The following is a 15,600-nucleotide window of genomic DNA, read 5'->3' as shown; positions in this document are numbered from 1 at the left end:
GAGCCGGGGCTAGCGTGGCCGGTATGACCGCAGAGTCCGCCCCCGCCTCCTTCGCCGGCCTCCACCACCGCCCTGGAGAGCCGCTGCTGCTGCCCAACGCCTGGGACCACGCCTCGGCCGCCGCCCTCGCCGCCCGGGGCTTCCCGGCGATCGCCACGACGAGCCTGGCGGTGGCGGCGGCCGTCGGCCTGCCCGACGGGGAGGCCGCCACCCGCGAGCACACCGTCCGTCTCGCCCTGACCCTCGGCTCCGGGCCCTTCCTCCTCTCGGTCGACGCCGAGGACGGCTTCAGCGACGACCCGGAGGAAGTCGCCGCCCTGGCCCGCGAGTTGTGGGCCGCCGGCGCCGTCGGCGTCAACCTGGAGGACGGCCTGGGGCCGGCCGCCCGGCACGCGGCGAAGATCGCGGCCGTGAAGGCGGCCGTACCCGGCCTGTTCGTCAACGCCCGCACCGACACCTACTGGGCCGGCGACGGCGACGAGAAGGACACCCTGCGCCGGCTCGACGCCTACCAGGAGGCGGGTGCCGACGGGGTCTTCGTGCCCGGCGTGAACGACCCGGAACGCGTCGCGGCCCTCGTCCGGCACACCGGTGTCCCCCTCAACGTGCTGTACTCGCCCGCCGGACCCTCGCTCGCCCGCCTCGCCGACCTCGGTGTGCGCCGCGTCAGCCTGGGCTCGCTGCTGTACCGGCGGGCGCTCGGCGCGGCCCTGGACGCGGTGGCCGACATCGCGGCCGGACGCGTCCCGGGCGGTACGACCCCGTCCTACGCCGACGTCCGGGCCCTCGAACACAGCGTCTCGGCGAGCCGGTCGGCGAACTCCACCGGGTGATCCAGCGTGCCGAGATGCCCGCCCGGGAACGCGACGCAGGCACTGGCCAGCCGCTCGGCGAGCAGCTCGGCCGTGCGGTGCAGGAGCTGGCCGCGCGAGTCGCCGCCGAAGCCGATCGTGAGCCGGCCCGCGGGCGGGGCGCCGGTGGGCGCGTACGCGGTGAACGGGCGCAGGACGCGGGCCAGGAAGACGCCGAACGGGGTCGCCGACCCGCCCTCGGCGGGCGGGCGTCCGGGCCCGTCCAGCTGTGCGATCAGCTCCGTGCGCCGCGCCGCCCCGTCCGGCAGGACCGTGACGCACGGCGGCTCGTGCGCGACCACGTGCGCCAGCCGCCCGGGGTGCCGGGCCAGCAGGTCCAGCGCGGCGATGCCACCGGAGCTGGTGCCGAACACGTACGCCGACTCGCCCTCCGGCAGCACCGCGTCCAGCACCCGCCGCGCGCCCTCGCTCCAGTCCGCCACCCGCTGCTCGGCGACCGGCCCGCCCAGCCGGCCGTGCGCGAGGCCCAGCGGGTCGTACGTCACCACGGTGAAGCGGGTCGCCAGCCGCTCGGTCAGCGGTCCGAGGCCCATCGGGTGCCCGGATCCGCCCGGCACGAGCAGCAGCACGGGACCGCGGCCCGTGACGTCGTGGTGCGGTGTCTCAGTCATCGCCGCGCTCCCGGGGCCAGTGTTCGAGGGTGATGTGCAGGGCGTCGACCGCCTTGTCCCAGGAGGTCCGTACGTCCCGGTCCGCGCCGAAGCCGCCCGCGCTCTCCAGCACGCAGTACCCGTGGAACGTGCTGCGCAGCAGGCGCACCGCGTCCGTGAGGTCCGGTTCCGCCAGGCCGTACGCGCGCAGCATGCCGTACGTGATCTCCGCCGTGCGGCGCAGCGCGGGTGAGTCCGCGACCAGGGCCTGGTCGACGCGGATCTGGGTGGCCGCGTACCGGCCCGGGTGCTCCAGGGCGTACTCCCGGTAGGCGCCGGCGAACGCCGTCAGCGCCTCCTTGCCGGCCCGCCCGGCCACGGCCGCCGCGATCCGGTCGATCAGCTCGCCGCCCGCGTGCAACGCCAGCCGGGTGCGCAGGTCCTGGAGATTGCGGACATGTGAGTACAGGCTCGCGTCCCTGACCCCGAAGCGGCGGGCCAGCGCGGAGACGCTGACGTTGTCGAAGCCGACCTCGTCCGCCATCTCGGCGGCGGCTGCCACCAGCCGTTCCACGCTGAGTCCCGCCCGGGCCACACGCCCACCTCCTTGGATGTCTAGGACGAATCCTAGTGCATCTAGGAAGACGTGGTGCCGGGCGTCAGGGCCCCGCGGATCAGCCGGCCGTCGGGGCGGCGGCAGCCGAGAAGACGAACGAGAACTCGGCGGGCTCGGCCGGCAGGTGGTACCGGGGGAGCGGGCCCGGACCGCAGGACTGGGAGCCGATGCCGTGCTGGCCGTGGTCGAGGTTGACCCAGACCGTCTCGCCGGGCACCAGGTCGCTGCGGTGGGTCGCCGCGTCCAGCTGCTCGGTGGTCCAGCGGCGGGCGGTGAGGAGGAACGCGGGGTCGCCCTCGACGCGCAGGCCGCCCAGCAGCGCCCAGCGGACGTCGATACGGGCGCCGTTCTCCTGCGGGCGGACGTACGGCGTCTGCAGGTCCTCCACGGTCGACCGCCAACGGCCGACCACGGCCGCCGTCCTGGTGTCGGGGTACGCCTCGCCGGGACCGCCGCCGTACCACTCCACGCGGTCGACCGCCGACAGCCCGAAGCGGATGCCGAGCCGGGGCAGGGGGACCGTCCAGTCGCCCTCCGGGACCGTGCCGACGGTCAACCGCAGCCGGTCGCCGTCCGACGTCCAGCGGTACACCGTCGACAGCCCCGTGTCCCGGGCGGCCGGCGCCACCCTCGTACGGACCGTCAGCGCGTCCTCGCCCGCCTCCACCGCGTCCAGCCGGTGCCGCATCCGGTGCAGGCCCAGCCTGCGCCAGAGGAGGCCGTAGCGGAGGTCGGGCTGCCAGGGGGCGCCGTCGTCGTTGTCGGTGGTGGCCCGCCACACGTCCAGCCGCAGATCACGGACGGCGATGTCACCGATGGCCCGCAGGGCTCCCGTGCGGGCGTCGAAGACGCCGGGGCCGAGCCTGATCACCCCGTCGCCGGACACCGGCCGGGCGGTCGCCGCCGTGTACGGCGTGCGACGCTCCGCCGCGGGGAGCTGGCCCCAGGCGACCAGGTGGCCCTTCGGCGCCCACGGGGTGCCGGCCGCGAGCACCGCACGGACCGTCCAGTGGGCCTCGCCGGCCGGTGCAGCGGGCGGCGGTGCGGGCAGCTTGACGTCGGCGGACGCGCCGGGTGCCAGCGCGGGCACGGGCAGCGTGCCGGAGTCCACCGCCTCGCCCTCGACCTCGTACGACCAGGAGAAGGCCAGCGCCGACAGGTCGGCGAAGTCGTGCTTGTTGGTGACGCGGACCGTGCCGTCCGTGCCGTCGCCCGTGATCCCGACCGGTTCGATCACCTTCTTGTACTCGGTCAGGCCGGGGGAGGGCCGGCGGTCCGGGAAGAGCAGGCCGTCGCAGACGAAGTTGCCGTCGTGCAGTTCCTCGCCGAAGTCGCCGCCGTAGGCGTAGCCCAGCCCGGGATGGGCGATGCCGTGGTCGATCCACTCCCAGACGAAGCCGCCCTGGAGCCGGTCGTGGGTGTCGAAGAGCTTCTGGTAGTCGGCCAGTCCGCCAGGTCCGTTGCCCATGGCGTGCCCGTACTCGCACAGGACGAGGGGGAGTCGGCGGCGCCTGTGCGGCCCGCCGTCCAGGCCGCGGCCGATCCGCTCGACCTCGGCGTGGCCCGCGTACATGCGCGAGTACACGTCCGTGTCACGGCAGTCCGGGTCACCCTCGTAGTGCACCGGCCGCGAGGGGTCGCGGCCGTGGATCCACTCGGCCATCGCCGTCAGGCCCCGGCCGGTGCCGGCCTCGTTGCCGAGGGACCAGATCACGACCGACGGGTGGTTCTTGTCCCGTTCGACCATGCGGGCCGCGCGGTCGAGCAGGGCCGGCGTCCAGCGGTCGTCGTCGACGGGGTTGTCCCGCCAGCCCTGCTCGGTGAAGCCGTGCGTCTCCAGGTCGCACTCGTCGATCACCCACAGGCCCAGCTCGTCGCACAGACCGAGGAAGGCCGGGTGCGGCGGATAGTGGGAGGTGCGAACGGCGTTGATGTTGTGCCGCTTCATCAGCAGCACGTCCTCGCGCATGGTCGCGAGGTCGAGCGCCCGGCCCCGCTCGGGGTGCCACTCGTGCCGGTTGACGCCCTTGAAGAGCACCGGGCGGCCGTTCACCTTGATCAGACCGTCCGACAGCGCCACCGTGCGGAAGCCGACGCGCAGCGGCACACGTTCGCCCCGGGTCGCCAGCACGCCGTCGTACAGCCTCGGCGTCTCCGCCGACCACGGCTCGACCGGCACCGTCACCGGCTCACCGGTCGCGATGTCGATGCCGAGGTCCGGGACGCTCACCCGGCCGTCCACGTCGGAGTCGACGCGCAGTGTGCCCTCACCGGTGGTGTGGTCGTACGAGGCGTGCACGAAGAAGTCGAGGACGCTGCCCGCCGGCCGGTGCAGCACGGTGACGTCCCGGAAGATGCCGGGCAGCCACCACTGGTCCTGGTCCTCCAGGTACGAACCCGCCGACCACTGGTGCACCCGGACGGCCAGGACGTTGCCGGCCGGCCTGAGCAGCTGTCCGACCGCGAATTCGTGCGGCAGCCGGGAGCCCTTGAACTCGCCGAGCTCCGTGCCGTTCAGCCAGACGCGGGCACAGGACTCCACGCCGTCGAAACGGAGTACGGCGTCACCGTCCGCGGGCCAGTCCCCGGGCAGGTCGAACACGCGCAGGTGGTCACCGGTCGGGTTCTCGGTCGGCACGCGGGGCGGGTCCACCGGGAAGGGATAGAGGTGATTGGTGTAGACGGGGGAGCCGTGACCCTGGAGCACCCAGTGGCCGGGGACCGGGACCTCCGCCCAGTCGCCGGCGTCGTACCCCGGCGCCGCGAAGGAGTCGTCCTCCGCGTCGGCCGTGTCCGACAGCCGGAAGCGCCAGTCGCCGTTGAGGGAGAAGGACTCGGCGTCGGAGGAGGCGTACCAGGCGCGGGGCGGCAGCGCCCCGGAGCCCGGAGAGACGTCCTCGATGTACTCGGTGGTGGTCCGGAGCGACATGGGTCTCCTAGTTCGGCGTGCGCGAAGGGGAGGGGTCGGTCCGCCGTCCGGGCGGGGAGCCGGGCGGGGCTCCCGTGACGGCGGGTGCGGCCGAGGCGGTCAGCAGGAGCGGTCTTCCGGTGCGCGGACCGGTCACGTGCATCCCTTCCGTCGTCATGAAGGCTGTGCGGCACGGCTCCTTGCGGTGGTGGTGCGTCTCGCCGTGCGCTGTCCGGCGGACCGCAGGGCCCCTTCCAGGGCGAACGTGGCCGCGCCCAGGGACACCGGGTCGGTGGGGATCGGGGAGAGGACGATCTCGGTGGCGGTCAGCGGCCGCCGCAGCGCGTGCCGGGCGACCGCCCGCCGGACCTCCCCGAGCAGCGGCTCGCCCAGCCGGGCGGCGACCCAGCTGCTGAGCACGACCACTTCCGGGTTGAGCAGGTTGATCAGGTCGGCAATGCCGGCGCCGAGGTAACGGGCCGTTTCCTGCACGACCTTGAGGGCCACCGGATCGTCCTCGGCGACCGCCCGGGCCAGCGCGTCGACAGTGGCGGTCTGGTCCCCGGAATGCAGCAGGGCGGACCGCGGGCTGAGCTCGCGCAGGTTCTGCATGATGCCGGGTGCCCCGACGTACGTCTCCACGCAGCCGTGGTTGCCGCAGTGGCACAGCCGGCCGTCCAGCACGAGCGTGGTGTGCCCCCACTCTCCGGCGCTGTTGCTCGCCCCCCGGTGCAGGCCGCCGCCGAGCGCCAGACCGGCGCCGACCCCGGTGCCGAGGTTGACGACCACGGCGTCCCCGCGGCCCCGCGCCGCCCCGAACCACAGCTCCGCCACCGTGCAGGCGCGCAGCGGGTTGTCCAGGTACAGGGGATGGCCGATGTGTTCGGCGAGCAGGTCGAGCAGCGGTACGTCGTGCCAGTCCCAGTTGGGCGCGTACGCGGCGACACCGGTGTCCCGGTCCACCTGGCCCGGCACGCTCACCCCGACGCCGAGCACCCGGGCCGCCTCGACACCGGCCCGGGCGATCACCGAGCCGACCCCCGCGGCGACATGCGCGACCACCTGCTCGGGCCGGCTCTCCCCGGGCCGCACGTCCTGCTCGGCCCGGGCCAGTACGTTCAGCGCCAGGTCGAACAGCTCGACATGGATGTACGTCTCCGCGATGTCCACCCCGACCAGCGCGCCTCCCGACGCGTTGACGGCGACCAGCCCCCGGGGGCGGCCTCCGGCCGAGTCCTCGAACCCGACCTCGGTGATCATGCGCAGGTCCAGCAGTTCGCCGACGAGCGTGGCCACCGTGGCCAGGCTCAGTCCGGTGGCCGCCGCCAGCTCCTGACGGGAGGTGGGAGACTCGGCGATGATCTGCCGCAGCACCTCGTAGCGGTTCGCGGTGCGGATGTCACGTGATGTGCGCTTCACGCGGCTGCCCCCTACAGGCCTGCGGTCCGGGCCGGGCCGGGGCGGCATCGCCACCGGCGCGGGCGCCAGGCTAGGGGCTGGGCGGGACTTCCGGCAAGGGGTTGTGAAAAGGGCTGGAGAAAGTCCGCCGCTGTCCACGGCCCACGGCCCAGGTCCCACCGCCCACGGCCCTTCAGCCTCCGGCCGCCCCGTGGCCCCTCAGCCGTCGAGCAGGTCACGCACGAAGGCGTTGGAGAACGTGCCCGTGGGGTCCAGGGAGCGCACCAGGGCCCGGAAGTCGGCGAACCGCGGATACCGGCCACGCAGTACCGCCGACGGGACGCCGTACACCTTCCCCCAGTGCGGACGCGGGCCGAACGGCGTGAGCACCTCCTCCAGCCGCCGCACCACCGGCAGCACCGCCTCCTCGTCCCGCACCCACGTGAAGTGCAGCGCGACCGAATCCCGCCCGTGGGCCGGGCTGAGCCACTGCGCGTCGGCGGCGACCGTGCGCACCTCGCAGACCTGCAGCACACCGGCGACCGTCTCCCGCACGCCGTCGACCGCGGCCAGCGCGTCGAGGGCCGCCGCCCGGGGCAGCAGATACTCCGACTGGATCTCCTCGCCGCTGCTCGGTGTGAACCGCGCCCGGAAGTGCGGCAGCCGCTCGTGCCACGGCCCCGGCACGCCCAGCTGCCCGGTGCAGTTCCGCGCGGGCATGCCCGGCACCGGGTGCAGCTGCCGGTCCGCCGGCGGCGCCCACGGGAAGTCCACCGCCGGCCGGTCCGTGCGCCGCTTCACCCAGACCTGCCCGAAGGCCGGCTCCCGCCAGTCGGTGAACAGGCTCACGCTGTACCCGGAGGCCGCGACGGCGTCGAAGTCCAGTCCACGCAGCGGCAGCGCGGTGTACACCCGCTGCTCCACCTCGTACGCCGGCTCCAGGTCGAGCGTGAGCGCGGTGACCACTCCCAGCGCGCCGAGCGAGGTCACGGCACCGGCGAACCGCGCGTCGTCCCGGCCGACCGTCACCGCCGTACCGTCCGCGGTGATCAGCTCCACCTCCCGCACCGACGACGCCAGCGAACCGTTGCCGACCCCCGAGCCGTGCGTGCCGGTCGCCACCGAACCGGCCACCGAAATGTGCGGCAGGGACGCCATGTTGGGCAGGGCGAGGCCGTGCGCGTGGACGGCGCGGGCCAGCTCGGCGTACCGGACGCCGCCCCCCACCCGGACCGTGCGCGCCGCCGTGTCGACCTCGATCGGCCGCGGCAGACCGGCGGTGGACAGCAGGACGCCGTCCGGACCGGGGTCGGCGATCCGGTTGAAGGAGTGCCCGCTGCCCAGCACCCGTACCCGCGCGCTGCCCGCCACCAGCGCCGCCAGTTCCTCCGGCGTGCGCGGACGGCGGAACTCCCGCGCCGTGTACGTGACGGTCCCCGCCCAGTTGGTGAACGCGCCCGCGCTGTCCCTGGACTCCTCGCCCGCGGCCTCGGTCATCCGTGCGTCCTTCCCGGAGGGTTGCGTGTGCGTTGACCCTCTCATCCGGCGCGATCTACGGTGGAGAGCGGTTGCCGTACGCGCGTCACCGAGCCGGAGGGGCACTTCCTTGACCGAGCGTCCCCGGGCGTTGTTCGCCATGACCCCGCAGAACGTGCCGCTCGCCTTCCCGCCGGAGCTGCTGGCCCGGCTGCGCGCGTGTGTGGAGATCGACTCCACCGTGGTGGCACAGGACTTCTCCGAGCCCGGGATCCGGGAAGCCCTGGCCCGCACCGAGATCCTCATCACCGGCTGGGGCTGTCCCCGCCTGGACCCGGCCGCCCTGGACGCGGCCCCGGCACTGCGCGCCGTGCTGCACGCGGCCGGCTCGGTCAAGGGGTTCACCACGCCCGAGGTGTGGCGGCGGGGCATCGCCGTCTCCTCGGCCGCCGCCGCGAACGCCCTGCCCGTCGCCGAGTACACGCTGGCCATGATCCTGCTGGCCGGCAAGGACGTCTTCGCCCTGCGCGACCGGCTGCGCGACCGGCGCGCCTTCCCCTACGACGGCATCCTCCCCGGTACCGGCAACTACGGCCGCCGCGTCGGCATCGTCGGCGCCTCCCGCATCGGCCGCCGCCTGATCGAACTGCTCCGCCCCCACGACCTCGCGGTCACGCTCGCCGACCCCTACGTGGACCCCCCGGAGGCCGCCCGGCTCGGCGTACCGCTGCTGCCGCTGGACGAACTGCTGCGCACCTGCGGCATCGTCAGCCTGCACGCCCCGCAGACGGACGAGACCCACCACCTCGTCGGGGCCCGCGAACTCGCCCTGATGCCCGCCGGATCGGTGCTGATCAACACCGCGCGCGGCGCCCTGGTCGACCACGAGGCGCTGGTCGCGGAACTGCGCACCGGGCGCATGAGCGCCGTGCTGGACGTGACCGACCCGGAGCCGCTGCCCGCCGACTCCCCGCTGTACGACCTGCCGAACGCCTTCGTCACCCCGCATCTGGCCGGCTCGCTGGGCAACGAGGTGGCCCGCCTCGGCCGCGTGGTGGTGGAGGAGGCCGAACGGCTGTCGTCCGGGGGCGCCCTGCTGCACACGGTCGACCACGACGCGCTGGAACGGACGGCCTGAGTTCCCTTCTCGCAAGCGCTGTCCGCCGAACCGAGGGGCCGGGGCCGCCGGGCCGTCTGAAGGCAGCAGGGGGGTCCGCGGGGACCCGGCACGGTTCGTCCGGTACGGGGGGCATACGGTGAGAGGCGTACGCCTGAGCCGGGAGGAGACAGACGGATGGGCAGTCGAACCGCGCTGGTCGAGGATCTGATGGAGCGGTTTCCGCATGTGCCGCGGGAGGCCGTCTTCAAAGAGGACCTGCTCCGGGGCGGCGTCGCCTTCGACCCCTCCGCCCTCAGCGACAACGAGAGCGGCGAGGTCAAGCCGAAGTCGTACTTCATCTTCTCCTTCGACCACGGCACCCTGCCCGAGCTGGGCGAGGCCGCGCTGCGCCGGCCCCCGGAGGAGATCATCCTGACCGGCGGACCGTACGACCTGAGGCGTACGGTCGTCTCCGTACGGGTGAACCCCGCCTCGCCCTACCGCGTCGCCGCCGACGAGGAGGGCCTGCTCGGGCTGTACCTCGACGGCAAGCGCATCGCCGACGTCGGTGTGCCGCCCATGCCGGAGTACTACCGGCACACCCTCTCCAACGGGAAGTCCGTGATGGAGGTCGCCCCCACCATCCAGTGGGGCTACCTGATCTATCTGACCGTCTTCCGGGTCTGCCAGTACTTCGGCGCCAAGGAGGAGTGCCAGTACTGCGACATCAACCACAACTGGCGCCAGCACAAGGCGGCCGGGCGGCCCTACACCGGCGTGAAGGACGTCGAGGAGGTCCTCGAGGCCCTGGAGATCATCGACCGGTACGACACCCAGAAGTCGTCCACCGCCTACACCCTCACCGGCGGCGCCATCACCAAGACGGTGGCGGGGCGGGACGAGGCCGACTTCTACGGGCACTACGCCAAGGCCATCGAGGAGCGTTTCCCGGGCCGCTGGATCGGCAAGGTCGTGGCGCAGGCGCTGCCCAGGGCGGACGTGCAGCGGTTCAAGGACTACGGCGTGCAGATCTACCACCCCAACTTCGAGGTGTGGGACCGCCGGCTGTTCGAGCTGTACTGCCCCGGCAAGGAGCGGTACGTCGGCCGGGACGAGTGGCACCGCCGGATCCTGGACTCCGCCGAGGTGTTCGGCGCGCGCAACGTGATCCCGAACTTCGTGGCCGGTGTGGAGATGGCCGAGCCGTTCGGCTTCACCACCGTCGACGAGGCCATCGCCTCCACCACCGAGGGCCTGCGCTTCTTCATGTCGCACGGCATCACGCCCCGCTTCACCACCTGGTGCCCGGAGCCCACCACCCCGCTCGGCAAGGCCAATCCGCACGGCGCGCCGCTGGAGTACCACATCCGGCTGCTCCAGGCCTACCGGCAGACGATGGAGGACTTCGGCCTGTCCTCCCCGCCCGGCTACGGCCCGCCCGGACCCGGCCGGGCGGTGTTCTCCGTCAGCTCGTTCATGGACAGCCTCCCCGCGGAGGCGTCGGCGGGGGTGTGATCCGCCCCCGGGGTCCGGCCCGGCCGTGCGCCGAAGCGCGTCCCGGCGCGACGCACGCCCGGGTCGCCACCGTCGGTAACCGGATGTGAACAGGGCGCTTGTCAGTTGTGTCAAGAACGTGAAAGGCTCTGTGCTCTGCCGCGAGGTTCCTCGTAACTCCCCTTATGCCTGTGGTGAGTTGACCTCGCTCGTGGATGCAGGAGTGCCATGCCCGACCTGCCGACCCCCCAGGACGCCACCGAGGCCGAGCTGTTCTCGGAGTGCTGGGACGCGGTGCTCTCGTACGCGGACCTGTGCACCTCGGGCTCCCTGGCCGCCCATCAGCTGGCCACGGAGGCGTTCACACTCGGCATGCGCGGGATCCGGGCCGCCGCGCCCACCCGAGGGGGGACCCCGCGCGCCGCACGGCTGCCGGCGATCCCGGCCCTGCTCACCGCCGTACGCGACACCGCCGCCGGCTGGGAGGCCCGCGGCCAGGGGCACCGGCTCGACCCCGACCTGAGGCTGTGGCTCAACTCCGACGGCGCCGCCAGGTTCGCGGGACCGCCGACGCGGCGCCCGCTCGCGCTGCGCGGCCTGAGGGACATGCGGGAGGCCGACGCGGCGCTGCTGTGGCTGGCCGAGGTGGAGGCACTCCCGCTGTCCACCGTGGCCCGCCGGTTCGGCCTCGACCAGGCCACCGTCGCCGACGAACTCGACCAGGTCCGCACGCTGTTCCGGAACCGCTGCCACCGCGCCCACCTCGACTCCCCGATGGACGCGGAGTGCCGCAGCTACGCCCGTCTGCTGGACGCGGTCACCCGCTCACCCGCCGCCGAGACCCCCGGCGACCTCTCCCGGCACCTGGCCACCTGCGCGCAGTGCGCCGAGGCCGCCGCCTGCCTGCGCCTGCACGGCGGCGGACTGCCGGCCGCACTGGCCGGCGGCGTGATCGGCTGGGGCGGCCTCGCCTATCCGGAGCGGCGCCGCCGCGCCGCCGAGGTCCGCTTCGGCGCGGGCCTCCCCGGCCCCGCCACGGCCGATCCCGAGGAGGGCACCGGCCGCAGCCGGGCGCTGCGCGGCGGACTGGCCGGCGTCGCGGTCCTGCTGTCGGCGCTGGCACTCGGCGTGTCGATGATGCCCTTCGGCGGCTCCGGCGAGGACATGGCCGCCACCCAGGCCGACCGGCGGCCGGTCACCGGCCCCGACCTCCCGCGGCCCACGGCCCGCCCCACCGCCACCGGCTCACCCTCCGCCCGGCCCGCCACGAGCCGCCCGCCTCGAACGCCCCGCCGGGACGCCCCCGCCCCCGAACCCCAGGGCACCTCCTCCGCCACCCACCGGGCCACGCCCACCAGCGCCCCCGCCACCACACCGCAGGCCGGCTGCCGGGTCGCCTACGACCTCACCGCCCAGTGGCCGGGCGGCTTCCAGGCCACCGTCACCGTCACCACCGACCTGGCCCTCACCGGCTGGCAGGTCGCCTGGACCTTCCGCGACGGCCAGCGGGCCGGCCAGATGTGGGACGCCACGGTCCGGCAGAGCGGCCCCCGCGTCACCGCCACCGCCGCCGACTACAACAGGACGGTCGCCGCGCACGGCACCCTCTCCTTCGGCTTCCTCGGCACCTGGCAGGGCCGGAACCGCACGCCGTACGGGTTCACGCTCAACGGCACGGCCTGCGCCCCGGGCTGAGGCCCGGGAGAGGAGTGCGTCCGGAGCGGGCGGGACGCCAGGACGGGTGCGCGGAAAATGCTTTGACGCACGGTCATGCCCGCGGGCTACAGTTGGCGGGCACGCCGAGGTGGTGTGCGGACGCGCGAGCGAGGACGAGGAGGTGTCGACCGATGGCTGTCACTGTGCTGGGCGCTGCCCTCATCCAGGAACTCCTCAAGTCCACCTCCGTGGCCACCGGCTGAACCGACCGCGCACCGTGCGCGCCCGCCCGGGGCCACCCCTGTGAAGGGTCTCCCTTGACTTCCACCTCTGCTGTGTTCTCCGCGCTGGCTCCCTACGGCTGGGACGAGGCCTGGACCGACGCGTTCGCCCCGTACGCGGCCGACGGCCTGCTGCCCGGCCGGGTGATCCGGGTCGACCGCGGCCAGTGCGACATCGTCACCGCGGGCGGGACCGTCCGTGCCGACACCGAGTTCGTCGTGCCCCGCGACCCGATGAAGGTCGTGTGCACGGGGGACTGGGTGGCCGTCGACCCCGACGGCGACCCGCGGTACGTACGCGCGTACCTGCCGCGCCGCACCGCGTTCGTCCGCTCCACCTCCTCCAAGCGCTCCGAGGCGCAGATCCTCGCCGCCAACGTGGACCACGCCGTCGTCGCCGTGTCCCTCGCGTCGGAACTCGACCTCGGCCGCGTCGAACGCTTCCTCGCCCTCGCCTGGGAGTCCGGCGCCCAGCCCGTCGTCGTCCTCACCAAGGCCGACCTCGTGCCGGACCCGGTCACCCTGGCCCACCTCGTGCAGGACGTGGAGACCAGCGCGCCCGGCGTGCCCGTGCTCACCGTCAGCGCCCTGCACGGCGACGGACTCGACGTGCTCCTGGCGCTCGTCGGCTCCGGCACGAGCGTGCTGCTCGGCCAGTCCGGCGCCGGCAAGTCCACCCTCGCCAACACCCTCGTCGGCGCGGACGTCATGGACGTACGGGCCGCCCGGGACGTCGACGGCAAGGGCCGGCACACCACGACCACGCGCAACCTGCTCGCCCTGCCCTCCGGCGGGGTGCTCATCGACACCCCCGGGCTGCGGGGCGTCGGCCTCTTCGACGCGGAGAGCGGGGTCGGGCAGGTGTTCTCCGAGATCGAGGAACTGGCCGAGCGGTGCCGGTTCCACGACTGCGCCCACCGGGCGGAGCCGGGCTGCGCGGTGCGCTCCGCCGTCGACGACGGCGAGCTGCCGGCCCGGCGGCTGGAGAGCTACCGCAAGCTCCTGCGGGAGAACCAGTGGATCGTGGCCAAGGCCGACGCCCGGCTCCGGTCCGAGATCAAGAAGGACTGGAAGCGGAAGGGTGCGGAGGGCAGGGCCGCCCTGGAGGCGAAGCGGGGGCGCCGGCCGTAACGGCTCTCCGTCCCGCCGCCCCCGCGGCGGGACGGACCAGGTCCACGTCCGAATTCCGCTGGCCCGCCCTCCCCCCGGCGTCCCACACTGGACGGGTGAAGGACGAAGACAGCAGGTACGAGGCGGTGCGCAGCCGGGACGCGCGGTTCGACGGCGTGTTCTTCTTCGCCGTCGAGACCACCGGCATCTACTGCCGCCCGAGCTGCCCGGCCGTGACACCGAAACGGCACAACGTGCGGTTCTTCGTCACGGCCGCCGCCGCGCAGGGCTCCGGCTTCCGGGCCTGCCGGCGGTGCCGGCCGGACGCCGTGCCGGGCTCGGCGGAGTGGAACGTCCGCGCGGACGTCGTCGGCCGGGCCATGCGCCTGATCGCCGACGGCGTCGTGGACCGCGAAGGCGTCGCCGGACTCGCCTCTCGGCTCGGCTACAGCTCCCGGCAGGTGCAGCGGCAGCTCACCGCCGAACTCGGCGCCGGGCCCGTGGCACTCGCCCGGGCCCAGCGGGCACACACCGCCCGCGTGCTGCTCCAGACGACGGAGCTGCCGGTCACCGAGATCGCGTTCGCGTCCGGGTTCGCCAGCGTGCGGCAGTTCAACGACACCGTCCGGGAGGTGTACGCGGCGACCCCCACCGAGGTGCGGGCCGCCGCCCCCCGGGACCGGGCCGCCCGCCGGGCGGCGCCCGGCGCCGCCATCCCACTGCGGCTCGCCCACCGTGGCCCCTACCAGGCCGGCGCCGTCTTCGACCAGCTCGCCCGGGAGGCCGTACCCGGCGTCGAAGAGGTCACCGGCGCCCCCGGCGCCCGCACCTACCGGCGCACCCTGCGGCTGCCGTACGGCACCGCAATCGCCGCCGTCCAGGAACGCACCCGCACCCCGCGGGCGGGCACCGGCACCCACATGGGCGGCTGGCTCGACGCCCGGCTGCACCTGACCGACCCCAGGGACCTCACCACCGCCGTGCAGCGGCTGCGCCGGCTGTTCGACCTCGACGCCGACCCGTACGCCGTCGACGAGCGGCTCGGCGCCGACCCCCGGCTCGCCCCGCTGGTCGCCGCCCGGCCCGGACTGCGCTCGCCCGGCGCCGTAGACCCGCTGGAGCCCGCCGTGCACGCCCTGGCGGGACGGGACGGGGCCGAGCGGCTGGTGCACCGGTACGGCAAGGTGCTCGACGCGCCCCACGGCGGCCTCACCCACCTCTTCCCCGAGCCCGCGGTGCTCGCCGAGGCCGAGCCCGGCGGCCCGCTGGGCGCGCTGGCCGCCGCCCTCGCCGACGGCACCGTCCGGCTGGACCCCGGCGCCGACCGGCACGACGCCGAACAGGCGCTGCTCGCCCTGCCCGGCATGGACCCGGCCGCTGTCGCCGCCGTCCGCGTCCGCGCACTCGGCGATCCGGACGTCGCCCCGCCCGGCGCCGACCTCCCCGACAGCTGGCGCCCCTGGCGGTCGTACGCCGTCCGGCATCTGTGCGTGGCGGGGGAGCCGGTCCGATGACCACCGTGTACTGCACCCACCTGGACACCCCCGTCGGACGGCTGCTGCTCACCGCGGACGAGGACGGCGCGCTCACCTCGCTGTCCGTCCCCGGACAGAAGGGCGGGCGGACCGTCCAGGACGGCTGGCGGCACGACCCGGGGCCGTTCCGGGCCGCCGCCGACCAGCTCGCCGCCTACTTCGCCGCCGAACTCAAGGAGTTCCGGCTGCCGCTGCGCGCGAGCGGCACCGAGTTCCGGCAGCGGGTGTGGGCCGCGCTGGACGAGGTGCCCTACGGCGCCACCGCCACCTACGGGGAGGTCGCGGCCCGGATCGGCGCGCCCCGCGCGGCCGTGCGCGCCGTCGGCGGGGCGATCGGCGCCAACCCCCTGCTCATCGTGCGCCCTTGTCACCGGGTGATCGGCGCGAACGGGACGATGACCGGATACGCGGGAGGACTCGAGCGCAAGATCCGGCTGCTCACCCTGGAGGGCGCACTGCCCTGAGCACCGCCCGCCGCACCGCCTGCCCGGGGCGCCGGGAACCTGCCGCCCACCGGAGCCCGGGCGCCGCCGCGCCGGCGCCGGCGTTGCTCCGAGCGGGTGGA

The 15,600-nt window shown here is 74.5% G+C and carries 12 protein-coding genes; 7 read left to right on the top strand and 5 right to left on the bottom strand.

Annotated features, from left to right (window positions below; all coding sequences use genetic code 11):
- Positions 1 to 23: 23 nt before the first annotated feature.
- On the top strand, positions 24 to 833 hold the full coding sequence (locus AB0B40_RS22335) for an isocitrate lyase/phosphoenolpyruvate mutase family protein (protein ID WP_362265172.1): 810 nt from the start codon (positions 24 to 26) through the stop codon (positions 831 to 833).
- On the opposite strand, the gene AB0B40_RS22330 is transcribed toward AB0B40_RS22335, so the two are convergent.
- The 5 genes from AB0B40_RS22330 to AB0B40_RS22310 form a co-directional block, all read right to left on the bottom strand.
- On the bottom strand, positions 767 to 1,483 hold the full coding sequence (locus tag AB0B40_RS22330) for an alpha/beta hydrolase (RefSeq protein ID WP_362265170.1): 717 nt from the start codon (positions 1,481 to 1,483) through the stop codon (positions 767 to 769). The two genes, AB0B40_RS22335 and AB0B40_RS22330, sit on opposite strands and share 67 nt — an antisense overlap.
- Positions 1,476 to 2,057: a WHG domain-containing protein gene (locus tag AB0B40_RS22325; RefSeq protein ID WP_362265167.1), complete on the bottom strand. Its 582-nt coding sequence runs from the start codon at positions 2,055 to 2,057 to the stop codon at positions 1,476 to 1,478. Before AB0B40_RS22325 ends, AB0B40_RS22330 begins: the two co-directional genes overlap by 8 nt.
- Positions 2,058 to 2,136: 79 nt before the next feature.
- Positions 2,137 to 5,007 carry a glycoside hydrolase family 2 TIM barrel-domain containing protein gene (locus AB0B40_RS22320; RefSeq protein WP_362265165.1) on the bottom strand — a complete coding sequence of 957 codons (2,871 nt, stop codon included), beginning with the start codon at positions 5,005 to 5,007 and terminating at the stop codon, positions 2,137 to 2,139.
- 153 nt (positions 5,008 to 5,160) lie between these two features.
- Positions 5,161 to 6,405, bottom strand: a complete 1,245-nt coding sequence (locus AB0B40_RS22315; RefSeq protein ID WP_345052464.1) for an ROK family transcriptional regulator — start codon at positions 6,403 to 6,405, stop codon at positions 5,161 to 5,163.
- 198 nt (positions 6,406 to 6,603) lie between these two features.
- Positions 6,604 to 7,881: an FAD-binding protein gene (locus AB0B40_RS22310; RefSeq protein ID WP_345052467.1), complete on the bottom strand. Its 1,278-nt coding sequence runs from the start codon at positions 7,879 to 7,881 to the stop codon at positions 6,604 to 6,606.
- 109 nt (positions 7,882 to 7,990) lie between these two features.
- Here AB0B40_RS22310 and AB0B40_RS22305 point away from each other — a divergent pair, with 109 nt between their 5' ends.
- The 6 genes from AB0B40_RS22305 to AB0B40_RS22280 all read left to right on the top strand — a co-directional run bounded on the left by AB0B40_RS22305 (position 7,991) and on the right by AB0B40_RS22280 (position 15,499).
- Positions 7,991 to 8,998, top strand: coding sequence for a hydroxyacid dehydrogenase (locus AB0B40_RS22305; RefSeq protein WP_362265163.1), 1,008 nt, complete (start codon positions 7,991 to 7,993; stop codon positions 8,996 to 8,998).
- Positions 8,999 to 9,154: 156 nt separating this feature from the next.
- Positions 9,155 to 10,474: a radical SAM protein gene (locus AB0B40_RS22300; protein ID WP_362265161.1), complete on the top strand. Its 1,320-nt coding sequence runs from the start codon at positions 9,155 to 9,157 to the stop codon at positions 10,472 to 10,474.
- Between the two features lie 207 nt (positions 10,475 to 10,681).
- Entirely contained in the window at positions 10,682 to 12,148 is a 1,467-nt protein-coding gene (locus AB0B40_RS22295) for a cellulose binding domain-containing protein (protein ID WP_362265160.1), read from the top strand.
- 278 nt (positions 12,149 to 12,426) lie between these two features.
- Positions 12,427 to 13,521 carry a ribosome small subunit-dependent GTPase A gene (gene rsgA, locus AB0B40_RS22290; protein WP_362265158.1) on the top strand — a complete coding sequence of 365 codons (1,095 nt, stop codon included), beginning with the start codon at positions 12,427 to 12,429 and terminating at the stop codon, positions 13,519 to 13,521.
- A gap of 95 nt (positions 13,522 to 13,616) precedes the next feature.
- Entirely contained in the window at positions 13,617 to 15,014 is a 1,398-nt protein-coding gene (locus AB0B40_RS22285) for an AlkA N-terminal domain-containing protein (RefSeq protein WP_362265156.1), read from the top strand.
- Entirely contained in the window at positions 15,011 to 15,499 is a 489-nt protein-coding gene (locus AB0B40_RS22280) for a methylated-DNA--[protein]-cysteine S-methyltransferase (protein ID WP_345052481.1), read from the top strand. Before AB0B40_RS22285 ends, AB0B40_RS22280 begins: the two co-directional genes overlap by 4 nt.
- The last annotated feature ends 101 nt before the right edge of the window (positions 15,500 to 15,600 follow it).

Source organism: Streptomyces sp. NPDC042638 (assembly GCF_040647235.1).
In the GTDB taxonomy this organism is placed as follows: Bacteria; Actinomycetota; Actinomycetes; order Streptomycetales; family Streptomycetaceae; genus Streptomyces; species Streptomyces rameus.
This window is presented reverse-complemented; position numbering and strand designations above follow the sequence as displayed.